The following is an 18,778-nucleotide window of genomic DNA, read 5'->3' as shown; positions in this document are numbered from 1 at the left end:
TCTCGTCGCGGAATAGCCGCGGGTCCGGGAGCACGCCCCCTTGGCCGTTCCGCCGCCCTGCCCTAGCATCCGGCGCGTGAAGCCCACCCGCCGCCGCCTCGCCGTCGCCGCGCTCGCCCTGGGCGCACTCCTCTCGATCCCCGCTGCCGCCGCCGACGCGCGAACGTGGATCGTCGGCGCCACGGTGATCTCCCCGGAACGCGCGGACGACGGGCAGCGGATGGACGTCCTGGTGGAAGGCGACCGCATCGCCTCCGTGGTTCCCGCGCAGCCGCCAGGCACCGCCCGCGACGCGCCCGTCTTCGACGCGACGGGGCTGTACCTGCTGCCGGGGCTGATCGACAGCCACGTCCACCTCGCCACCATCCCCGGCTTCTCGCCCGTGATGGAGTACCGGCATCCCCTGCTCGCGCGCGAGTACCGCGCGCAGCTGCCGCGGTCCTTCCTGCGCTACGGCTACACCACCGTCATCGACCTCATCCCCACGGATCGCGCCGTGGTCGACGCGTTCCTCGCGGCACCGGCACATCCCGACGTGCACCACTGCGGCGCCCTGCCGGTGCAGGACGGGTATCCCAGCCACTTCGCGCCCGGCGTGGTGCGCAAACGCATCTTCCCGGACTATGTCGTGGAGCCTGGCGCGGCGGATGCCGACCACGCGCCGCAAGCCGTCGTCGAGCGCGTCAGGAAAGGCGGCGCGATCTGCATCAAGACCTTCTTCGAGCGCGGCTTCGGACGGGACCGCAACCTGCCGGTGCCGAGCGCGGAGTTGTTCGGCGCCCTCATGAAGTCCGCCCGCGCCGCCGGCATGCCCGTGCTGCTGCATGCCTCGTCGATCGAGGCGCAACGCTTCGGCGTGGAAGGCGGCACGGACATCTTCGCGCACGGCCTGTGGAACTGGGGCGATGCGAACGCGTCCCCCACCCTGCCGCAGCCCGCGCGCGAAGTCCTCGATCGCGTCGCCGGGAAGAAGATCGGCTACATGCCCACGCTGCAGGTGATCGGCGGGCTGCGCGTGCTCTTCGAACCCGGCTACTTCGACCTGCCGGCGGTGCGCCGCGTCGTGCCGCCGTCGATGCTGGAGTGGTACCGATCGCCCGCGGGCCGCTGGTTCAAGGACGACCTGGCCGGCGGCGCCTCCGACGAACTGATGCGCGCGCGGCTGGGCGAGACGCTGCAGCGCGGCGCGGAGTCCACGCGCTACCTCGCGCAGAAGCGCGCGTTCTTCCTCTTCGGCACCGACACGCCATCGGGTCCCACGCCGGGCAACCTCCCCGGCCTGAACGGCTACCTCGAGATGCAGCGCCTGGTGGCGGCGGGCGTGAGCCTGCGGCAGCTGCTGGAGGCAGCGACGCTGAACAACGCGAAGGCCTTCGGGCTGGCCGATCGCGTCGGCACCATCGAGCCCGGCAAGCGCGCCAACCTGCTGCTCCTGGGGCGGTCTCCGCTCGAATCCGTGGAGGCCTACGACACGGTGCGTGCCGTGTGGATCGGCGGGCGCCGACTCGACCCGGCGGAGCTCGAAGCGGCGCGTTGACGCCGGAAAGGAACGCCATGGACGAAGACCTCGACGCCATGTCCCGCGAGCAGCTCGTGGCCGAAGTGCGCAAGCTGCGCGAGGGCATCCGCGCGCACCGCGACACGACGGGCCAGGACCTGTGCTGGCACCACCCGGCCCTCTGGGGACTGCTGCCGGAAAGGACGGATCCCGTCCCCGCCGTGCCGGCCTGGCCGCAGTTCATGGAAGGCTGCGTGCGGTACCGGCGCTCGCTGGACGAACAGGCGCCGGACGCGCCGCGCACGGCGCAGTCGTTCGGCATGACCTCGCGTCGCGCCGCCGCGAACAACTTGCGGAGTGCGAGGCCCGGGCAGGCCCGCTGCTGACGCGGGGGGGCTGGCCTATGCTCGGGGAATGACCTTCTCCCTCTTCCTCAAGGCCGCGCTCGGCGCCGTCGTCGTGCTGCTCATCGCCTTGCTCTCCCGGTCCAGGAGCTTCTACATCGCCGGGATGGTGCCGCTGTTCCCCACGTTCGCCCTGATCGCGCACTACATCGTCGGCACGGAGCGGTCGGGGGCGGACCTGCGGCAGACGGCCCTGTTCGGGATGTGGGCCCTGGTGCCGTATGCGGTGTACCTCGGCATCGTGTATTTCCTGAGCGTGAGGATGGGGCTGGTGGCGACGCTGGCGCTGGCCACCGCCGGGTGGTGCGTGGTGGCGGGGGCAGTGTTGCTGCTTTGGACGCGGGGATGAGCGCTGGGGCAGGCCCATCGGTGGGGTTCGCTGGCCGCTCACCTTCCGCGGCTTCGCCGCGCCACCCTACGAGCGAAGGGACCACTTCCGCCAAGAGCCGTTTCGCGCGACGATGGCGCATGCAGCCCCGCATCACCCTCCTCACCCTCTGCGTCGACGACCTCGAGCGCGCGGTGCGCTTCTACCGCGACGGGCTCGGCCTGCAGACGCCGGGCATCGTCGGCCAGCAGTTCGAGCACGGCGCGGTCGCCTTCTTCGACCTCGCCTCCGGCCTGCGCCTCGCGCTCTGGCCGAGGGCCAGCCTGGCGCACGACGCGCAGTTGCCGGTCGGTCCGCGCAGCGCCACGGAATTCTGCGTCGCGCACAACGTGGCCTCGCGCGAGGAAGTCGACACCGTCCTGGGCGAGGCGCAGCGCGCCGGCGCCACGATCGTGAAGCCGGCGCAGGCCACCTTCTGGGGTGGCTACGCCGGCTACTTCCAGGACCCGGACGGGCACCTCTGGGAGGTGGCGTTCAACCCGGAACTGCTGCCGCAGGAGTCCTGAGCCGGGCGGGCGTGCCGTGTGCGCAACGCCGCGCGCCCCGCTGCAAGCTTGCGTGACAACTTTCCCGGCCCCGCCGTGGACGCTCCCACCGGCGGCGCCGACAATCCCTGCATGCGCTTGCACCGCACCCTGCTTTTCCTCGCCGCCGCCTGCGTCGCGGCCGCCGCGCCGGCGCAGCAAGGCGCCGTCCTCGCCACGCCGGAGCGCGATGGCGCCGCCGTCTTCGTCGCCCAGGGCAGCTACGTCGTGGGACGGCTGGGGCGCGAATGCCTCGACGTGATCGGCCGCCCCGAGACGCCCGAGAAGCTGGTGGCGGCCTGGCGGGAGCGCAACGCGCGCTTCGTCGACGCCTCCGCCAAGTACCTCGACCTGAGGCTGCAGGAAGCCGAGGCCACCGGCGGCACGGCTCGCCGCGTATCCGCGCTGGCCGAGATCCGCGCCGTCGTCCAGGCCAACGGCGAGAACAGCCTGCGCACGCTGATGCAGGGCCGCAAGGAGGATGCCTGCATGCGCGTGATCACGCTGCTCGATTCCGGCGCGCTGGACATCTCGTCCAAGCTCCCGCAGTACGACCAGCTCGAGGCGCTGGTGCGCTGGGCGGAGCGATGAGCGACGAACTCGCGCCGCTGCCGTCCACGCCGCTCGGCCGCTACCGGCACTACAAGGGCGGCGAATACGAAGTGATCGGCGTCGCGCGCCACAGCGAGACGCACGAGCCCCTCGTGGTCTACCGCCCGCTGTACAACGACTCGGGCTGGTGGGTGCGCCCGCACGCGATGTTCTTCGAGGAAGTCGTCATCGACGGCGTGCGGCAGCCCCGCTTCGCCCGGGTCGCGGCCTGAAGGAGCGCGGACATGTGGCGCGTGCTCCCCTTCCAGTGGCTGGTGTACTACTTCCTGTTCGGGCTGGTGCTGGTGTTCCTGCTGATCTGGTGGATGCAGGGCCAGCCCAACTACCTGAAGAAGGGCGGCAAGGGCCTGTTCAAGCTCTTCGCGACGCTGTGGACGACCGTCACCGTCTTCACGCTCGTGACGATCCTCGCGGGCAAGTTCCTGTGGACGCCGCTCGCGTCCACGCGCTGGTTCTCCGACGCCGTGTTCGCGGACGTGTCCGGCGACTGGGAGGGCGTGCTGCAGAGCGCCGCCGCGGCGCAGTCCGGCACGCGCGCACCCGGCGACAAGGTGGAGGTGCACATCGAGCAGGACTTCTTCCAGCTCGCGATCACCTTCACGTCCAACGCGCGCCGCACCGATTCGCACACGATCACCGTCTGGCCCGAGCGCGACGTCGCCACGCGGCGGCAACGCCTCTGGTACATCTACGAGGCGCGCACGCCGGGCCCGCTGCCGGGCGACCCCGCGGTGTACCAGGGCGCCGGCTTCATCGACGTGCGCCAGGCCCGCTCCGGCCGCGTGCTCGACGGCCTGTACTGGACCAACCGCAACTGGCAGCGCAACGCGCACACCGCGGGCATCATGCGGCTGCACCGCGCCGGTTCGGCACCGGCCTCCGCGCCCTCGACCGTCGCGCCCATGTGACCGCCTGCCGGGCACGCCTCGGCCCGGCGGCGGAACCGTCCTACAAGCCCCGGCGCGCGCGGCGACCATGATGGCCCCACAACGACGCGAGGTGAACGACGATGGCACTGCCGCATGCCAAACCCATGGACGTGATCAACGTGGGCCCGTTCGGCGAGGAGCTGGATGGCCAGGTGAGCACCAGCCTGATCAAGACCGACCGCATGCAGCTGCTGCACATGGTCCTCGCGCCCAAGCAGGACGTGCCGCAGCACCACGTGGACGAGGAATGCACGATCCACTGCCTCGAAGGCATCGTGGAGGTGGTCACCGGGGCGGGCGTGCGGCAACTCCGCGCGGGCAACCTGGTCCTGCTGCCGGCCAAGGAGCGGCATTCCCTGCGCGCGCGCGACCAGGTCGCGGCCGTGCTCGTCACGCTGATCCTCAACGGCGGCGACGCGGGCAGCCAGGGCGGCACCGGCCACCGCCGCGCGCTCGACAAGGACACGCCGCTGAAGCCCTGAGCGGAGCCGCTAGGATGCGGGGAGGAGACTCCCCATGCACAAGACCCTCATCGCCCTGGCGGCCGGCGCGCTGCTGATCGCCCCCGCCCTCTCGCATGCGCAGGCCTGGCCCGCGAAGCCGATCCGCATCCTCGTCGGCTCGCCGCCGGGCGGTCCTTCGGACATCACGACGCGCGTCTTCGGCGAACAGCTCAGCCAGCGGCTCAAGCAGCCGGTGGTGGTGGAGAACCGCCCGGGCGTGGGCAACAGCCTCGCCGCCGGCGTGGTGGCCAAGGGCGAGCCGGACGGCTACACGCTCGTGATCAGCCCGGACACCGTCGTCACGGTGAATCCGCTGGTCTACACCAAGCTCAATTTCGACGCGCGCACCGAGCTCGCCAACGTCTCGGTGCTGGCGGCCTTCACGCAGATGCTGGTGTGCAACGCCGGCAAGGGCGTGCGGACCGTGCCGGAGCTCGTCGCGAAGGCGAAGGCCGGCCGCATGAACTATGCGTCGGGCGGTCCCGGCGTGCCCGGCCACCTGGCGGCGGAGATGTTCCTGCAGACCGCCGGCGTGAAGATGGAGCACGTGCCGTACAAGGGGCCGGCGCCCGCGACGCTCGCCGTGCTCTCCGGCGAAGTCGATTGCGGTTTCCTCGCGACGCCGACCGTGCTGCCGCACGTCAAGGCCGGCAAGCTGAACGCGCTGGCGGTGTCCTCCGCCGAGCCCTCCCCGCTGGCCCCCGACGTGCCCACGCTGGCAAAGGCGCTGAACCGGCCGGACGTGGACATCAGCTTCAAGCTGGTGCTGCAGGCACCGAAGGCCACGCCCGCGCCCGTGCTGGCCGAACTGGAACGCGCGGCGATGGACATCATGAAGAAGCCCGAGGTGCGCGCGAAGCTGCAGGCCTCGGACCTCGTGTCCATCGGCAGCACGATGAAGGATGCGGAAGGCGCGATGAAGGCCGAGGCCGCGCGATGGGAGCCGGTGGTGAAGCGGCTCGACATCAAGGCGGAGTAGGCAAGCCGCCTCCCCGAGCCATGTCATTGCGGGCTTGACCCGCAATCCATGGGGCGCCCGCTGGGGACGCCTCATGGATCCCGGGTCAAGCCCGGGATGACATGCCAGCGCTTGCTCGCTAGAACGACAACCACGTCCCCGCCAGCCCCTGCTGCTCCACGCCCGGCACGGCGTAGTTGCAGACACCGCCCGCGAAGATGGACTGCAGGCGCGAGAACTGCGCTGGCGTGAACGGCACTGCGTAGTCGCTCGCCACCGGCGCCTTCAGCTGGCACTTGATGTTGTCGTTGCCCAGCGGCCCCCCCGCCATGGCGCGCGGTGCCGGCGGCACCGGGTACAGCGCGGCGCACTGGCCGGTGGTGCGGTTCTGCGTTTCCGCGATGAACGTCGGCGTGGCGTCGCGCGTGTTGCAGCCTTCCTGCAGCGTCGCGGGCTTGTTGCGCACCACCTTCTGGTGCTGCGTGCCGGCGGCGTTGTCCGCCTGGATGGCCGCGATCCACTTGTCCATCTCGGCGAGCGCGCGCATCAGCAGCGGGCTGGCGCTCGAGTAGTAGCCGTAGCGGAAGTCCTCGACCAGCATCACCTGGTTGCCGGCGTCGCCGTTCGCCTTGACCAGGCGGTCGCGCATCGAGAAGGAATGGAAGCGCAGGTGGATGTCGCCGCCCGCGTTCATGTCCGCATACGCGCGGTAGTCGATGATGGGCACGTTGGCGAGCCCGCCGCCGCCGTTGGTGAGCCGGCCGGTGCGATACGACTGCCGCACGGCCGCCACGTCGGCCGCGTTGCGGTTGGCCATGAAGGCGCCGTCGATGGTGTAGCCGCCCACGCCCGCGTTCAGGTCGAGGAACTGGTCCACGCTGATCATGCCGGTGTTGACCGCGAGCAGCCCGTACTGCACGCCGACGTTGTCCAGCGGCCGGCGGGCGAAACCGGTGGCGGGGTCGCGCCCGAGGATGTTCACCGCGTGGTCGTAGACGTCGCAGCGCGCGCCGGTCGGGTTCGTCACCGGGTCATAGCGCTGCGCCTCCGGCAGCACCGCCGGGCAGTACGTGCGCGTGCTGCCGTCCAGCGCCGTCCACTTGTTCGGCGCGATGCGCATGGCACCGTTGTACACCGTGTCCGTGTACATCGTGTCGAGCAGCTGGATGCCCGCCACCTGCCGCTGCTGTTCGTCCGTGAACGTGCCCGGCGCCTTGTTGCGGAAGTAGTTGCCCAGCAGGCGCATGTCCGTGATCGAGTAGACCGTGGCGAACATCACCTCCGGGAAGCTGCAGCCGGGCAGGATGCCATCGAGCAGGCCGGGATAGTTGTCGGCGATCTGGTGCTGCTGGTAGGAGCCGCCGGAGCAGCCCCAGCCGATGGTGTAGCGCGGCGGGCCGAAGGCTTCGATGAAGCGCTCCTTCACCATCGCCATCGACTCGGCCGGCGTCACGTCCTGGCAGTTGTTGCCGTAGACGTTCAGCGTGGACGAAGCCATGGCGTAGCCCTGCTTCAGGATGTTGTCGTCGAGCACGCCGCCGGTGGTGTTGCCCTGGCGGTACCAGCCGCCCGTGCAGCCGCCGCCGAAGGTGTAGACCAGCTTGCCGTTCCAGCCGGCCGGCTTGGTGACCGGGTTGGGCGTGGCTTCCGCCGACGGGTTGTGCAGCATCGCGACCTGGTAGATCGAGCGGTTCACCGTGCCGGTCTCGATGCGCACGATGTACGGGACGGTCTTGCCTTCCGTCGTGGTGGTGGTCGCGGCGTCCGCGGGCACCGCGCTTGCCGACGGCAGCGAGACGAAGGCACCTGCCGCGTTGCGGTACACGTAGTCGACGCGGGTGGCCGCCGAGCAGTTCGCATCCGTCGCTGCGCCGAGGAACGGCCCGCCGGGATACAGGCGGAAGGTATCCGTCTGGCAGATGAAGGGCTGCTCCCACGGCCCGCTGAACATCGGGCCCGTGCGTGGGTGGTTGGTGACCTCCTGCGACACCGTGAACGGCCGGAAGGACTGGCCGGGCTGCGCCTCGATGGTGACCGTGTTCTTGCCGTTGGCGAGGCCGGTGGCCAGCACGAGGAAGTCACCGCGGGCTTGCTGCATGAAGGTCGCATCCACCGGCTTGCCGTTGACGAGCAGCTTGGGCGTGACCTGCCCCTGCACGTTCCGCACCTGCAGCAGTGCATCGCCGCCGCTCACCCATTCGGGCCGGGACGACAACACCGAGAGCACGAGCGGGCCAGGGTCGTTGCCGCCGCCACCGCCGCCGCAGGCGGTCAGCACGGCGGCCGACGAGAGCGCGAGCAGGGCCTGCAGGGAGCGCAGCCGCGCGCGCCCTCCGCTGGAGTGCAAGATGTCCATGGATGTCTCCTTGTTGGTGCGGCCGCGAAAGGCGACATCGCACGCCCTCGCGCAGCCGCGGCCATTCTGCGGCGAAGCGATGAGGCCGCAGGCTGAGCCGTGGAGCAACAATCTGTACGGCAGAACGCCATGGCGTACGCTGGCGGTGCATGGACGATCCCTTCGCTCTCGCACGCTTCGTCGACGCGCAAGCCCCCGTGATGCATGAGGTGCTCGCGGAACTGCGTGCGGGCCGCAAGCGCACGCACTGGATGTGGTTCGTGTTCCCGCAACTGCGCGGGCTGGGCATGAGCGCCACGGCGCAGCACTTCGGCATCGCGTCGCTGGACGAAGCCCGTGCCTACCTCGCGCACCCGGTGCTGGGCCCCCGGTTGAAGGAATGCTGCGGCCTGGTGCTGCAGGTGCCGCAACGGTCCGCGCACGCCATCCTCGGCTCGCCCGACGACCTGAAGTTACGCTCCTGCCTCACCCTCTTCTCGCTCGCGGATCCCGGCGAACCCTTGTTCCGGCAGTGCCTCGACCGTTTCTACGGCGGCGCGCCGGACCCCCGCACCGTGGCGCTTTGCGGCACCATGGGCGCATGAAACAGCAGGAACAGGCAGCGGGTGGCACGCCGCATTTCGTGCACGACGAGGACAACGCGCGCTACGAGCTGCGCGTGGGCAACGAGCTCGCCGGGCAGGCGCAGTACCGCAAGGAAGGCAACGCGGTGCGGCTGACGCACACCGAGGTGGATCCGAAGTACGAGGGGCAAGGATTGGGATCGCGGCTCGCGGCCTTCGTCCTCGACGACCTGAAGTCGCGCGGCAGCAAGGTCATCCCCAGTTGCCGGTTCATGGCGGGGTATGTCGCGCGGCATGAGAAGGAGTATGGGGAGTTGGTGGTGCGGTGAGTGACTGGAATGCTGGGGTGCGCTTCGCGCAACCCAGCCTACGAACCCGTCTGCGCCACCGCCCGTAGGCTGGGTTGCGCGAAGCGCACCCCAGCAAGCCCCCCACGAAAAAGGCCCGGCAAGCCGGGCCTTCTTCCTCGAACCGCGAACGCCTCAAACGTTCATGATCGCGACCGAGCGCACGTTCAGGTACGCCTCCAGCGACTCGGGGCCGCCCTCGGAGCCGTAGCCCGAATCCTTGATGCCGCCGAAGGGCATCTCGGCGTTCGGCATCGCGGGCATGTTCATCCACAGCATGCCGACTTCGATGCGGCGCGTCAGCAGGTCGGCATTCTTCAGCGACTTCGTGAACGCATAGCCGGCCAGGCCGAAGGACAGGCGGTTGGCTTCCTGGATCGCGTCGTTCAGGTCGGTGAAGCTGCGGATGCCCGCGACCGGCCCGAAGGGCTCGTCGTTGAACACCCTGGCTTCCAGCGGCACGTCCACCAGCACGGTGGGCTCCCAGAAGTTGCCCGCGTCGCCGATGCGCTTGCCGCCCGTGAGCACGGTGGCGCCCTTCTTCACCGCGTCCTCGTGGAGCTCGGCCATCGCCGTCACGCGGCGCGGGTTCGCGAGCGGGCCCATCTGCGTGCCTTCGGCCAGGCCGTCGCCGACCTTCAGGCCCTGCGCGTACTTCGCGAGCGCCTGCGCGAATTCGTTCTTGATGCTCTCGTGCACCAGGAAGCGCGTGGGCGAGATGCAGACCTGGCCCGCGTTGCGGAACTTCGCCGCGCCGGCGGACTTCACCGCCAGCTGGATGTCGGCGTCCTCGCAGACGATCACCGGGGCGTGGCCCCCCAGTTCCATGGTGACGCGCTTCATGTGCTGGCCCGCCAGCGCGGCGAGCTGCTTGCCCACCGGGGTGGAGCCGGTGAACGTCACCTTGCGGATCACGGGATGCGGGATGAGGTAGCCGGAGATCTCGGCGGGGTTGCCGTACACCAGGCCCAGCACGCCGGGCGGCAGGCCCGCATCGGCGAAGGCCTTGATGAAGGCGGCGGGGCCGGCGGGGGTTTCCTCGGCGGCCTTCACCAGCATGGAGCAGCCGGCAGCCAGCGCGGGACCGACCTTGCGGACCACCTGGTTGATCGGGAAGTTCCAGGGCGTGAAGGCGGCGACCGGACCCACGGGGTCCTTCACCACCATCTGGCGCATCTCGGGCTTGAAGCGCGAGGGCACGAGGCGGCCGTAGACGCGCTGGCCTTCGTCGGCGTACCACTCGATCATGTCGGCGGCCGCGAGGGTCTCGCCCTTGGCTTCCACCAGCGGCTTGCCCTGCTCCTGCGTGAGCAGCGGCGCGATCTCGGCGGCCCGCTCGCGGATCAGCGCGGCGGCCTTGCGCATGATCTTCGCGCGTTCCACGGGAACCATGTCGCGCCAGACCTCGAAGCCTTTCCGGGCGGCTTCCAGGGCCTTGTCGAGGTCGGCCTTGGAGGCCTGCGCAACGCGGCCGATTTCCTTGCCGGTGGCGGGATTGAAGACGGCGAGCGAGCGGCCATCGGCGGCGTCCTGCCACTGGCCGTTGATGAAGAGCTGCGTGTTGGGGTAAGTCATGGCGGTCCCTTGTGCGGAAAGCAGCAGGGATTATGCGATGGCCCGGAACCCGCTGCTCCGGGAGGGGGACGAAGCCTCGCGGCCCGTCCCCTGGCGCGTCACTGCGCGTTGGCCGGCGTGCCGGCGAGCGTGCGCACGGGCATCACGGTGCGGGCCTGCGCCAGGTACGCGGAGCCGCTGTCCTCGCCGGTCAGCGCGCCGACTTCGCCGCGGGAGGCCAGGTAGTCGGCGACGACGGCTTCGCGCGTGGTGGCGCTCTGGAAATACTTCAGCGGCTGGTACGACATGGACCAGGGGTTCACGCCGATGGCCTTGTAGGTGGCGAGTTCCGCGTTCACTTCCGCGCGGGTCTTCGTGCCGGCAAAGTGCTCGTTCACGACGGTGGGGTCGTCGGCCAGCGCGTTGCCGGCGAAGGCGGCGAGCAGCAGGGCGGAGAGGGTCAGCTTGGCGTTCATGGCGGTTTCCTTTCGTGGGTGCGTCCGGGGGTTTCGGTTCCGGGCGGTGCTCCTGCGCCGTCCGTGCATGCACTGTAGGAAGCGCCGTTTAGGCGACTCTGAGGGTTCCCTTAGCTGCGAATGAGCCGCCCGCGGGAGGACAATGCGGGCATCCGCGTCCACGAAACGGGAGTCACGCCATGAACGACGAAGTGTTCAACATCAGCCTGCGCAAGTTCCTGAAGATGGTGGGAGTGAGCTCGCAGCGCGAGATCGAGCAGGCGGTCGCGCGCGCGCTGCAGGAAGGGGCCATCGCCGGCACCGAGACCTTTCCCGCCACGATGACGCTGGAGATCCCGCAGCTGAACCTGCGCACGCATTTCCATGGGGAGATCCGGCTGGAGGACCGCGAGCCGTAGGGTGGCCGGCGCAAGCCGGGCAGGTGAGCGCAGCGAACCCCACCGGGCCCGTCAGGGCTCCGTCCCCGCCGGCACCCGCCGGTAATGCACGGTCCGCGCGTGGATGTGGTCCACGCCCGTGAACGCGTTGCTGGACTCGAACGCGATCTCGAACGTCGCGAACGGCACGTTCAGCCGCGACGGCGGCTTGCCGTTCATGAGGGTGTAGCGGCGCTTGAGGTTCGTGCCGTCGTAGAGCCACGTGCCTTCGTGCACGAAGCGGGTGACCTGCCCGCTGGCATCGGTCACGCGCGCCTCCTCGTGGAACGCCCCTTTCGGCTCCAGCGTGAGCAGCCGGCGCACGCGCACGCCCTGCTCCGCGTATTCGCGCAGCCAGGTGCCGGGCAGCAGTTCGGCCGTCTGCTCGGTGCTGAACGACAGGCCCGCAGCCTGGGCGCCGCTGTCCGGCGTGCTCGTGCATTGCGAAGCGAGCACGCCGAGCGCGACGGCCGCGAGCACGGCGTTGGCGAGCGGGTGCCAGCGAAGCATGCGGTGACTATTGCAGAAAGTCGGCGCCGGCGCGACGACCCTGCACCGGCAGGCGCGACGGTCGTGCGCATCGGCCACGTCGCGCCGCTCTCCGGCCCGCAGGCGCACTACGGCAAGGACAACGAGAACGGCGTGCGCCTGGCAATCGACGAGCTCAATGCGCAGAACCTGCAGATCGGCGGCAAGCCGGTGCGCTTCGAGATCGCCGCCGAGGCCGATGGCTACGGTCTTCAGCTTCAGCGTCTCGGCTGCGTACACCGCGACCCCGGCACCGAGGTCGACGACCGCACCGCTTACGGGCAAGGCGTCGCGGACGTATTCCGCAAGACGGCGCAGGCGAAAGGCCTGCAGGTGGTGGACGCGCAGTTCACCAACGACAAGGCCGCTGGTGGACGCGATGAAGCGCGCCAGCTCCACGGACCCGAAAGACTACGTGGCGCAGCTCGCCGGCACGGACTACCAGGGCGTGACCGCCCGCATCCAGTTCCAGCCGAACGGGGAACTGAAGAACCCCGCGACGACGCTCTTCAGCTACCGCGGCGGGCAGCGGACGCCGATCCAGTAGGTGCCAGCAGCTTCTGCAGCAGCGGGTGCTGGATGCGCCGCTCCGCCGAGATCAGGTAGAAGTGCTCGACGAGTTCCGGCGTGTCGCCCAGCAGGCGCAGGCCCTTGTCGGCGAGCAGCTCCTCGCGCGACCAGCGCGACGCGGGGAAGGCGCCCATGCCGCTGCGGCCGAAGGTCGCGAGCAAGGCGCTGTCCTCGAACTCGCCCGCCACGTGCGGGCGCAGGCCCTGGCGCTCGAACCACTGGTCCAGCCGCGGCCGCACGGCCGCGTGGCCGGTGGGCAGCAGCACCGGCATGTCGGCCAGGCAGGCCGGGAAATCCTTCGTGCACTTCTTCGCCAGCGCGGCGGGCGCGAACCACGCAAGCGGCGCTTCGCCGAGCGGATGGCTGTACAGGCGCAGGTTGGGGTTGGGCGGCGCGGCGCGATCGGAGAGCACGGCGTCGAGCCGGTGCAGCGCCAGGTCGCCGAGCAGGCGGTCGAATTCGTCTTCGTGGCACAGCAGCCGCACGCCGGTCTCGTCGACCACGGGCTGCAGGAGGTGGCGCACGACCAGCTTCGGCAGTCCGTCGGACATGCCGACCGCGAGCCGCAGCCCCTGCCCCGTGGCCGCTTCGCGGACCAGGGCGGGCAACTGTTCGCCGAGCTGGAAGATCTGGTCGGCCTGCGCCATCGCGGCGACACCCGCTTCGGTGAGCGCCATGCCGCGGCCGGCGGGGCGGAACAAGGCGTAGCCGAGCGACTGCTCCAGGGCGCGCACCTGCGCGCTCACGGTCTGCACGGCCATGTCCAGCCGGGCGGCGGCGCGCGCCATGCCGCCTTCCTTGGCCACCACCCAGAAGTAATACAGGTGGCGGTAGTTGATGGGAGCTGCCATGGGCGGGAGTGTGCCTCCAGTGCCTGACAGCTCCCCGGCGCTCAGGACGCCTGCTGGATGCCCGCGACGACCCAGCCGCCGAAGCCGGTGCGCGGCTTCGTCAGGTGCCAGATCTCGTCCAGGTCTTCCGGCACGGCGCCGTGCTGGTCGCGCACGCTGCCGGTGAAGCGCACGCTGACGATGTAGCGATCCGCTTCTTCCGCGACGTCCAGCACCTGCGCTTCGAGGCCGAACACTTCGGTCTGCTGCGGGGCGGCATCGCGCTCGCCGATCTCCGAGCGCACGGCTTCGAACATCTCCGGCGTGAGGTAGTCACGCAGGCGGTCGAGGTCCTGCGCATCGTTGGCGGATTGCAGCGCGAGGAACTGCGATTTCGCGTTGCGCACGAAGGCGGCCGTGTCGAAGTCCGCAGGGACCGTGCCGGTGCCCGTCGCGGCCGGGGCGATGCCGCCGCCGATGCGCGAGCCGATCAGCGACCCGGACTGCGGCGCCGGCTGCTGCTGCAGCGGGCTGCGGAACATGCCCGCGTCCTGCGCGCCGCGCGGCATGCCGGCACCCGCCATCGCGGGGCCCTGGCCTTGCGCGCGCTTGCGCATGATGAAGCCGACGACCATCAGCACGGCCATCACGACGAGCGCGATGGTCAGCATGTTGGCCAGCGCCTCGCCGAAGCCGAAGTGCGACGCGAGCGCGGCGATGCCGAGACCCGCGGCGAGGCCGGCGACCGGGCCCATCCAGCTGCGCTTGGGCGCGGCGGCGGCAGCGGCGCCGGCCGTCGCGGCGCTCGTTGCAGCGGGCGCGGCCTGGCCGGGAACGCCTTGCGTGGCGGTGCCACCCGCGGGCGAATTCGGCGGGGCGGTGACGGACTGGCGCTGCATCCCGCTGGATTTGCCGCCGCCCAGGCGCTTGGCTTCCGCGTCCAGGGTGACGGCCATCCCCAGCGTCACGACGACGGCCAGGAGGGCGAGTGCTCGTTTCATGGTGATCCTTCGAAGGGTGTCTTGTTCAGACCGGGCAAGGTACCAGCGGCGAGCCCCAAGAAAAAGCAGACGATTCCTGCCGGTCCTTCCCGAAAAACCGAAGTCCGGACCGCCTGCGCCCTCGGCGTATTCCGATCGGCCGATGACGCAGGGGTCGCGCGCGGCCATTGTGGAAACCAGAACGGAGGGCCGCCATGAACGCCACGCCACCCGCCTACGAACTGCTGTTCCAGGCCCTGCACCTGCAGGGCCGCGCCCTCAGCTTCCCTTGCGATGCCGAAGGGCACGTCGACCTGGACGGGCTGCCGGAGCAGGCACGCCTGAACTACCTCTACGCGCGGGTGGTCGTGGGCCACGAGTTCGCGTGGCCGGTGGTGCGGGCGGTGGTGCTGCACTGACCACGAAAGCCCGAAGCGCGCAGGTGTTCGGCGCCCCGGGCCGTCAGCGTCACCTGCAGGACGCCCTGCGCATCCTGGCCGCAGTCCAGGAAGCCCCGCAGGTTCGCCTCCTCCCACACCGGGAGGCGGGGGCAGGAGGTGCGCCAGGCGTCCATCACCTCGGCGTACGGTCGCCCCCGCGCGACCCACGCGAGCAGGTCGACGATCAGGGGCTCGAGGGTTCCGGACATGTCCGGCGCGCGGACTTCAGATCCGCGCGAACAGGTAGCCGAGCACGAAGGCGCTCGCGAGGGCGACCACCGGCCGTTGCCGGATCTGCTCGCGTGCCGCTTCGACGTAGCCGGCGGACGAAACCGCTTCCATGGCGGGCGCGGCCGCCTCGCGCGCTTGTTCCTGCGTCTCGCTGGTGTCGGCGGGCTCGAAGCGCAACACGTCTTCGTCGCCGCCGCCCTCCTCGCCCACGTCGGGCAGGTGGGTGTCGCCGGTCTGCTTGATGCGGTCTCTCGGGTTGGGCATGCGTTCGGTCCTCCTGGAAGTGACCCGCCAATCTAAGGATGCGCAGACGCCGCGGCCGTAGGAGGGCGCCGCGATGCGTCGGCTCAGCCGGTGTAGTTCTCCACCGTGCCGATGTCCCGCGGCTGCGCGCCCTCGGGGTCCTGCCCGAATTCGCGCTTCGCGCGGCGCTGGCGCAGCAGGTCCCAGCACTGGTCGAGCTCCTCTTCCACGTGCTTCAGCCGCGTGGCCTGCTCGGGCGCCGTGCCGGCCCCCGAGCGGAGCTTGTGCTCCTCGTCGATGAGCGCGTTGATGTGGTCGAGGATGCCCTTGTCGTTCATGGCCGGCTCCGGAGTTCGCCGGTTCATTCTGGCGCCGGGGTGCGCTTCACGCAACCCAGCCTACGCGCTTCGCATCATTCCGACCCGGCCGCGAACTGCGCCAGCGCGTCCCCGGTGAGCCGGTACCGCACCCACTCGTCCAGCGGCACCGCGCCGATGGAGCGGTAGAAGCGGATCGCCGGCTCGTTCCAGTCGAGCACGCTCCATTCGAAGCGGCCGCAGCCGTTGGCCACGGCGACGCGCGCCAGGTGCCGCAGCATCGCCTTGCCGGCGCCGGCATGGCGGTGCGCGGGGGAGACGTACAGGTCCTCCAGGTACAGGCCCCGCCGGCCCTGCCAGGTCGAATAGTTGAAGAAGTAGACCGCGAAGCCGGCGTCGACCTCGCCCACGCGGCAGATCAGCGCGCGCGGCACGGCGTTCGCGCCGAACAGCGAGTTCCGGATGTGCGCCTCGGTGGCCACCACTTCGCTTTCGGCCTTCTCGTAGATCGCGAGCTCGCGGATGAAGCCCAGGATCAGCGGGACGTCTTCCTCGGTCGCGGGGCGGATGTGGATGGCGGGATCGGTCATGGTGGCGAGTGCGAGTTTAGGAGCCCGGGCCATCGGGCGTCTTCCCTCCGCGCCCTGCTTGCCCTAGCATGGGCGCCCACAGGGGGGTAGACACGATGCATTCCATCTGGCCCGAGGAGAACGGGGACGAGTTCTCGCGCCGCCGCGCCGCCGTGCAGCAGGTCCTGCACGAGAAGGGCGTGCGCAGGCTGGTGCTCTCGTCGACCGAAGCGATCTACTACCTCACGGGCGCCACCTACGAGCCGCTCGAACGACCCGTCTTCCTGATCGTCGACGCGGTGCTCCCCGACTACCGCCTGCTCGTTCCCCTGCTGGAGCGCACGCACCTGGAGAAAGCCTGGGGCGTGCGGCCGGCCGGCATCCACACCTACCGGGAATACCCTGCGCCCGCCGGCGAAGGCTGGGCCGACCGCATCCTGCCCCTGCTGGACGATCGCTCCTTCCTCTTCGAACCCGGCATCCCTTTCGAAGTGGCGGACCTCTTCACCCGTTCCAAGGGCAGGCTGGCGGACGTGCTCGGCCCGATCCGCCTGGTCAAGTCGCCGTGGGAGATCGAGCAGATCAAGCGCGCGGCCCGCTACGCGGACTGGGGCATCGCCCGCATGCTCGAAGCGGCGTACGACGGCGCCAGCGTGGCGGAGGTGTTCGCCGCGACGACCGGCTGGCAACGCAAGGTGATCCGCGAAGTGCCGGACTTCGACGCCCTCGCGACCAAATGCATCTTCGCGCCCTGGCCGGCGCCGCTGTCCGCGGAGCCGCATTCGGTGCCGCCGCTGCGCATGAAGCTGGAGCGCGGCCCGCACGTGGCCCTCGCCCTGACGCGCGTGAACGGCTACGCCGCGGAATGCGAGCGCACCTTCTTCACGGCGCCGCCGTCGGCGGAGGAGAAGGGACGGTTCGAACTGATGCAGGCTGCGCGCCAGCTGGCGATGCGCCTCGCGCGCCCCGGCGCGTCCTGCCACGACATCGACGCGCAGGTGAACCGCTTCCTGGCGGAAAAGGGCTGGACGCCGTCGCTGCGGCTGCACCGCACCGGGCATGGCTTCGGCCTGGGCAACCACGAGCCGCCGTGGATCGCGGAAGGCAGCACGGACGTGCTCGCGGCGAACATGGTGATCTCCATCGAGCCGGGCCTGTACCAGACGGGCGTCGGCGGCTACCGGCACTCGGACACCTTCCTGGTGACGAACGACGGCGTGCAGCCGCTCACGTCCGCGCCCGATTCGCTGGCGGCGCTCACCTTGCGCACGCACTCGCTGAAGCATCGCGTGCGGGCGGCCATCGTGAGCCGCGCGCTGGGCATGCGCTCCGGCCCCATCCACGGCGTGCACGTCGAGACACGCGCGTCCGGCATCGGCGGCGGCCCGCGCGCCTGAAGCAGCGCCCCCCGGCGCGCGCGATGTGCGGTAGATTGGCCGCGACGCCATGGCCGCCGCGCTCGCCGCTTCCCTCCTGAACTTCGTCCTCGGATCGGCCGGAGGGGACGCGGCCAATCGCGTCACGTTCGAGGGCCTGTCGTCACGCTTCACGGACGATGGCGCGCTCGGCATCGCGATCCGCAAGGTGGAGGCGGCGTCGCTGCGCATCGCGTCCGGGCCGCTCGTGGTGGAGGTGGGCCAGCTGGCGCTGCACCAGGTCGCGCTGCTGGTGCGGGTGGAAGGCGGCCGGCCCCGCATCGAACGGGTGGAGGCCGCCAGCGCCGAACTCTCCGGCGTGAAGGTCGATGGCCCGCTGCCGGACGCCGCTGCCAGAGCGGCCGTCCAAGCGGATCCCTGTGCATGGACGCTCGCACCGCTCGCCGCGGCTGAAGGCACCCTCCGCGCCGAGATCGTCGACGCGCACCTGCTGTTCGACGCGAACGTGAAGGTCCCGATCCGCCACGGGGGCGTGGACTTCAACGAGGCGAGCGTGGAGCACGTCGGGCCGGATTCGCGCATGGGCGTGAGCCGCATGGGCGTGTACGTCGATGCGCCCAACGGCCGCAGCTACCTGTACCAGTTCCCATCGACGCCGGTGGCGGGCGTGGAATACGAGCGACGCGGCGCGCTGCTCGGCCCGTGGGCGGTGACGCAGCGCGGCAAGCTGCAGTTGCAGCCCTTCCTCGAAGGGCTGCTGCGCCAGGGCCGCGGCCACGGCACCGCGGGGCTGACCGACCCGGCACGCCAGCTGTTCGATCGCACGTCCGTGTCCGGGCACGTGCAGCTGGGGGACGGGCACCTCACCCTGCCCGGGGTGGAGGCGGAAATGGGAGGAAGCAGCGAGGGTCGCAACACCGTGCGGCTGCACTCGAAGGCGGTCGGGCGCGAGCTGACCGTGGAGATCGCGGGGCTGTCGGTGCGCAACGTGGTGGCGCGCGTCGGGGCGTTGAAGGGACGGTGCCGCGAGGTGGCGGGCGACGTGACGCTGCGGGTGTTCGTGGAAGGGACGCAGTTGCGGCTGGCGGTGACGGTGCCGGCCTTGAAGCTGTCGGCGCTGCATCTCGGTTGACGCTGCCCGGTGGGGTTCGCTGGCGCTCACCGGC

Annotated in this window: 25 protein-coding genes and 1 pseudogene; 16 read left to right on the top strand and 10 right to left on the bottom strand. The window is 70.5% G+C overall.

Annotation, left to right across the window (positions count from 1 at the left end):
- The first annotated feature begins 76 nt into the window (after positions 1 to 76).
- From H8N03_RS05385 to H8N03_RS05345, 9 genes are all read left to right on the top strand, one after another.
- Positions 77 to 1,537 carry an amidohydrolase family protein gene (locus tag H8N03_RS05385; RefSeq protein WP_187075065.1) on the top strand — a complete coding sequence of 487 codons (1,461 nt, stop codon included), beginning with the start codon at positions 77 to 79 and terminating at the stop codon, positions 1,535 to 1,537.
- Between the two features lie 17 nt (positions 1,538 to 1,554).
- Positions 1,555 to 1,884: a hypothetical protein gene (locus H8N03_RS05380; protein ID WP_255428037.1), complete on the top strand. Its 330-nt coding sequence runs from the start codon at positions 1,555 to 1,557 to the stop codon at positions 1,882 to 1,884.
- A gap of 28 nt (positions 1,885 to 1,912) precedes the next feature.
- Entirely contained in the window at positions 1,913 to 2,251 is a 339-nt protein-coding gene (locus tag H8N03_RS05375; protein WP_187075064.1) for a GlpM family protein, read from the top strand.
- A 119-nt stretch (positions 2,252 to 2,370) separates the two neighbouring features.
- Entirely contained in the window at positions 2,371 to 2,796 is a 426-nt protein-coding gene (locus tag H8N03_RS05370; RefSeq protein ID WP_187075063.1) for a VOC family protein, read from the top strand.
- 111 nt (positions 2,797 to 2,907) lie between these two features.
- Positions 2,908 to 3,405: a hypothetical protein gene (locus tag H8N03_RS05365; protein ID WP_187075062.1), complete on the top strand. Its 498-nt coding sequence runs from the start codon at positions 2,908 to 2,910 to the stop codon at positions 3,403 to 3,405.
- A complete protein-coding gene (locus tag H8N03_RS05360) occupies positions 3,402 to 3,638 on the top strand; it encodes a DUF1653 domain-containing protein (RefSeq protein WP_187075061.1) in 237 nt (78 codons plus the stop codon). The genes H8N03_RS05365 and H8N03_RS05360 overlap by 4 nt, the downstream gene beginning before the upstream one ends.
- A 12-nt stretch (positions 3,639 to 3,650) precedes the next feature.
- Positions 3,651 to 4,334 (top strand): hypothetical protein, encoded by a 684-nt coding sequence (locus H8N03_RS05355; RefSeq protein ID WP_187075060.1) that lies wholly within the window; start codon positions 3,651 to 3,653, stop codon positions 4,332 to 4,334.
- A 101-nt stretch (positions 4,335 to 4,435) separates the two neighbouring features.
- Positions 4,436 to 4,837: a cupin domain-containing protein gene (locus H8N03_RS05350; RefSeq protein WP_187075059.1), complete on the top strand. Its 402-nt coding sequence runs from the start codon at positions 4,436 to 4,438 to the stop codon at positions 4,835 to 4,837.
- Positions 4,838 to 4,871: 34 nt separating this feature from the next.
- Positions 4,872 to 5,837, top strand: coding sequence for a Bug family tripartite tricarboxylate transporter substrate binding protein (locus tag H8N03_RS05345; protein WP_187075058.1), 966 nt, complete (start codon positions 4,872 to 4,874; stop codon positions 5,835 to 5,837).
- Between the two features lie 118 nt (positions 5,838 to 5,955).
- Here H8N03_RS05345 and H8N03_RS05340 read toward each other — a convergent pair whose 3' ends face one another.
- A complete protein-coding gene (locus H8N03_RS05340) occupies positions 5,956 to 8,172 on the bottom strand; it encodes a DUF6351 family protein (RefSeq protein WP_187075057.1) in 2,217 nt (738 codons plus the stop codon).
- Between the two features lie 149 nt (positions 8,173 to 8,321).
- Between H8N03_RS05340 and H8N03_RS05335 the strand changes: the two genes are divergently transcribed.
- A complete protein-coding gene (locus tag H8N03_RS05335; protein ID WP_187075056.1) occupies positions 8,322 to 8,756 on the top strand; it encodes a DUF1810 domain-containing protein in 435 nt (144 codons plus the stop codon).
- The gene (locus tag H8N03_RS05330; protein ID WP_187075055.1) at positions 8,753 to 9,064 is read left to right on the top strand and encodes a GNAT family N-acetyltransferase; all 312 of its coding nucleotides are present in this window, start codon (positions 8,753 to 8,755) and stop codon (positions 9,062 to 9,064) included. Before H8N03_RS05335 ends, H8N03_RS05330 begins: the two co-directional genes overlap by 4 nt.
- Positions 9,065 to 9,217: 153 nt before the next feature.
- Here the strand turns inward: H8N03_RS05330 and H8N03_RS05325 are convergent, their stop codons facing one another.
- Together H8N03_RS05325 and H8N03_RS05320 are read right to left on the bottom strand one after the other, a co-directional pair.
- Positions 9,218 to 10,657: an NAD-dependent succinate-semialdehyde dehydrogenase gene (locus H8N03_RS05325; RefSeq protein ID WP_187075054.1), complete on the bottom strand. Its 1,440-nt coding sequence runs from the start codon at positions 10,655 to 10,657 to the stop codon at positions 9,218 to 9,220.
- A gap of 98 nt (positions 10,658 to 10,755) precedes the next feature.
- On the bottom strand, positions 10,756 to 11,112 hold the full coding sequence (locus H8N03_RS05320; RefSeq protein WP_187075053.1) for a DUF4148 domain-containing protein: 357 nt from the start codon (positions 11,110 to 11,112) through the stop codon (positions 10,756 to 10,758).
- A 179-nt stretch (positions 11,113 to 11,291) separates the two neighbouring features.
- On the opposite strand from H8N03_RS05320, the gene H8N03_RS05315 reads away from it, so the two are divergent.
- Positions 11,292 to 11,510, top strand: coding sequence for a DUF6494 family protein (locus H8N03_RS05315; RefSeq protein WP_187075052.1), 219 nt, complete (start codon positions 11,292 to 11,294; stop codon positions 11,508 to 11,510).
- Between the two features lie 51 nt (positions 11,511 to 11,561).
- On the opposite strand, the gene H8N03_RS26190 is transcribed toward H8N03_RS05315, so the two are convergent.
- Positions 11,562 to 12,038, bottom strand: a complete 477-nt coding sequence (locus tag H8N03_RS26190; protein WP_255428036.1) for a hypothetical protein — start codon at positions 12,036 to 12,038, stop codon at positions 11,562 to 11,564.
- Here H8N03_RS26190 and H8N03_RS26185 point away from each other — a divergent pair.
- Positions 12,024 to 12,603: pseudogene (locus H8N03_RS26185) on the top strand (ABC transporter substrate-binding protein). The gene H8N03_RS26190 and the pseudogene H8N03_RS26185 overlap by 15 nt on opposite strands.
- Here H8N03_RS26185 and H8N03_RS05305 read toward each other — a convergent pair.
- Positions 12,566 to 13,477: a LysR family transcriptional regulator gene (locus tag H8N03_RS05305; RefSeq protein ID WP_187075051.1), complete on the bottom strand. Its 912-nt coding sequence runs from the start codon at positions 13,475 to 13,477 to the stop codon at positions 12,566 to 12,568. The pseudogene H8N03_RS26185 and the gene H8N03_RS05305 overlap by 38 nt on opposite strands.
- A gap of 41 nt (positions 13,478 to 13,518) precedes the next feature.
- Positions 13,519 to 14,457, bottom strand: a complete 939-nt coding sequence (locus H8N03_RS05300) for a Tim44 domain-containing protein (RefSeq protein ID WP_187075050.1) — start codon at positions 14,455 to 14,457, stop codon at positions 13,519 to 13,521.
- A 194-nt stretch (positions 14,458 to 14,651) separates the two neighbouring features.
- Here H8N03_RS05300 and H8N03_RS05295 point away from each other — a divergent pair, with 194 nt between their 5' ends.
- On the top strand, positions 14,652 to 14,855 hold the full coding sequence (locus H8N03_RS05295) for a hypothetical protein (protein ID WP_187075049.1): 204 nt from the start codon (positions 14,652 to 14,654) through the stop codon (positions 14,853 to 14,855).
- Here H8N03_RS05295 and H8N03_RS05290 read toward each other — a convergent pair.
- The 4 genes from H8N03_RS05290 to H8N03_RS05275 form a co-directional block, all read right to left on the bottom strand.
- On the bottom strand, positions 14,789 to 15,085 hold the full coding sequence (locus H8N03_RS05290; RefSeq protein WP_255428035.1) for a hypothetical protein: 297 nt from the start codon (positions 15,083 to 15,085) through the stop codon (positions 14,789 to 14,791). The two genes, H8N03_RS05295 and H8N03_RS05290, sit on opposite strands and share 67 nt — an antisense overlap.
- A gap of 16 nt (positions 15,086 to 15,101) precedes the next feature.
- Positions 15,102 to 15,371: a hypothetical protein gene (locus H8N03_RS05285; protein ID WP_187075048.1), complete on the bottom strand. Its 270-nt coding sequence runs from the start codon at positions 15,369 to 15,371 to the stop codon at positions 15,102 to 15,104.
- Between the two features lie 83 nt (positions 15,372 to 15,454).
- Positions 15,455 to 15,688, bottom strand: a complete 234-nt coding sequence (locus H8N03_RS05280) for a DUF2630 family protein (RefSeq protein WP_187075047.1) — start codon at positions 15,686 to 15,688, stop codon at positions 15,455 to 15,457.
- Between the two features lie 74 nt (positions 15,689 to 15,762).
- Positions 15,763 to 16,257: a GNAT family N-acetyltransferase gene (locus H8N03_RS05275; protein ID WP_187075046.1), complete on the bottom strand. Its 495-nt coding sequence runs from the start codon at positions 16,255 to 16,257 to the stop codon at positions 15,763 to 15,765.
- Between the two features lie 95 nt (positions 16,258 to 16,352).
- Here H8N03_RS05275 and H8N03_RS05270 point away from each other — a divergent pair, with 95 nt between their 5' ends.
- Both H8N03_RS05270 and H8N03_RS05265 read left to right on the top strand, forming a co-directional pair.
- On the top strand, positions 16,353 to 17,633 hold the full coding sequence (locus H8N03_RS05270) for a M24 family metallopeptidase (protein ID WP_187075045.1): 1,281 nt from the start codon (positions 16,353 to 16,355) through the stop codon (positions 17,631 to 17,633).
- A gap of 49 nt (positions 17,634 to 17,682) precedes the next feature.
- Entirely contained in the window at positions 17,683 to 18,744 is a 1,062-nt protein-coding gene (locus H8N03_RS05265; RefSeq protein ID WP_187075044.1) for a hypothetical protein, read from the top strand.
- Positions 18,745 to 18,778 lie beyond the last annotated feature (34 nt).

It is taken from the genome of Ramlibacter cellulosilyticus (assembly GCF_014297465.1).
Classification (GTDB): Bacteria; Pseudomonadota; Gammaproteobacteria; order Burkholderiales; family Burkholderiaceae_C; genus Ramlibacter; species Ramlibacter cellulosilyticus.
The sequence above is the reverse complement of the archived record's forward strand: the minus strand, read 5'-3'. Positions and strand labels throughout refer to the sequence as shown.

Coding starts and splice junctions, on each gene's coding strand:
- H8N03_RS05380 (WP_255428037.1), top strand. CDS start 1,555: ATGGACGAAGACCTCGACGCCATGTCCCGCGAGCAGCTCGTGGCCGAA.
- H8N03_RS05375 (WP_187075064.1), top strand. CDS start 1,913: ATGACCTTCTCCCTCTTCCTCAAGGCCGCGCTCGGCGCCGTCGTCGTG.
- H8N03_RS05370 (WP_187075063.1), top strand. CDS start 2,371: ATGCAGCCCCGCATCACCCTCCTCACCCTCTGCGTCGACGACCTCGAG.
- H8N03_RS05365 (WP_187075062.1), top strand. CDS start 2,908: ATGCGCTTGCACCGCACCCTGCTTTTCCTCGCCGCCGCCTGCGTCGCG.
- H8N03_RS05360 (WP_187075061.1), top strand. CDS start 3,402: ATGAGCGACGAACTCGCGCCGCTGCCGTCCACGCCGCTCGGCCGCTAC.
- H8N03_RS05355 (WP_187075060.1), top strand. CDS start 3,651: ATGTGGCGCGTGCTCCCCTTCCAGTGGCTGGTGTACTACTTCCTGTTC.
- H8N03_RS05350 (WP_187075059.1), top strand. CDS start 4,436: ATGGCACTGCCGCATGCCAAACCCATGGACGTGATCAACGTGGGCCCG.
- H8N03_RS05345 (WP_187075058.1), top strand. CDS start 4,872: ATGCACAAGACCCTCATCGCCCTGGCGGCCGGCGCGCTGCTGATCGCC.
- H8N03_RS05340 (WP_187075057.1), bottom strand. CDS start 8,172: ATGGACATCTTGCACTCCAGCGGAGGGCGCGCGCGGCTGCGCTCCCTG.
- H8N03_RS05335 (WP_187075056.1), top strand. CDS start 8,322: ATGGACGATCCCTTCGCTCTCGCACGCTTCGTCGACGCGCAAGCCCCC.
- H8N03_RS05330 (WP_187075055.1), top strand. CDS start 8,753: ATGAAACAGCAGGAACAGGCAGCGGGTGGCACGCCGCATTTCGTGCAC.
- H8N03_RS05325 (WP_187075054.1), bottom strand. CDS start 10,657: ATGACTTACCCCAACACGCAGCTCTTCATCAACGGCCAGTGGCAGGAC.
- H8N03_RS05320 (WP_187075053.1), bottom strand. CDS start 11,112: ATGAACGCCAAGCTGACCCTCTCCGCCCTGCTGCTCGCCGCCTTCGCC.
- H8N03_RS05315 (WP_187075052.1), top strand. CDS start 11,292: ATGAACGACGAAGTGTTCAACATCAGCCTGCGCAAGTTCCTGAAGATG.
- H8N03_RS26190 (WP_255428036.1), bottom strand. CDS start 12,038: ATGCTTCGCTGGCACCCGCTCGCCAACGCCGTGCTCGCGGCCGTCGCG.
- H8N03_RS05305 (WP_187075051.1), bottom strand. CDS start 13,477: ATGGCAGCTCCCATCAACTACCGCCACCTGTATTACTTCTGGGTGGTG.
- H8N03_RS05300 (WP_187075050.1), bottom strand. CDS start 14,457: ATGAAACGAGCACTCGCCCTCCTGGCCGTCGTCGTGACGCTGGGGATG.
- H8N03_RS05295 (WP_187075049.1), top strand. CDS start 14,652: ATGAACGCCACGCCACCCGCCTACGAACTGCTGTTCCAGGCCCTGCAC.
- H8N03_RS05290 (WP_255428035.1), bottom strand. CDS start 15,085: ATGTCCGGAACCCTCGAGCCCCTGATCGTCGACCTGCTCGCGTGGGTC.
- H8N03_RS05285 (WP_187075048.1), bottom strand. CDS start 15,371: ATGCCCAACCCGAGAGACCGCATCAAGCAGACCGGCGACACCCACCTG.
- H8N03_RS05280 (WP_187075047.1), bottom strand. CDS start 15,688: ATGAACGACAAGGGCATCCTCGACCACATCAACGCGCTCATCGACGAG.
- H8N03_RS05275 (WP_187075046.1), bottom strand. CDS start 16,257: ATGACCGATCCCGCCATCCACATCCGCCCCGCGACCGAGGAAGACGTC.
- H8N03_RS05270 (WP_187075045.1), top strand. CDS start 16,353: ATGCATTCCATCTGGCCCGAGGAGAACGGGGACGAGTTCTCGCGCCGC.
- H8N03_RS05265 (WP_187075044.1), top strand. CDS start 17,683: ATGGCCGCCGCGCTCGCCGCTTCCCTCCTGAACTTCGTCCTCGGATCG.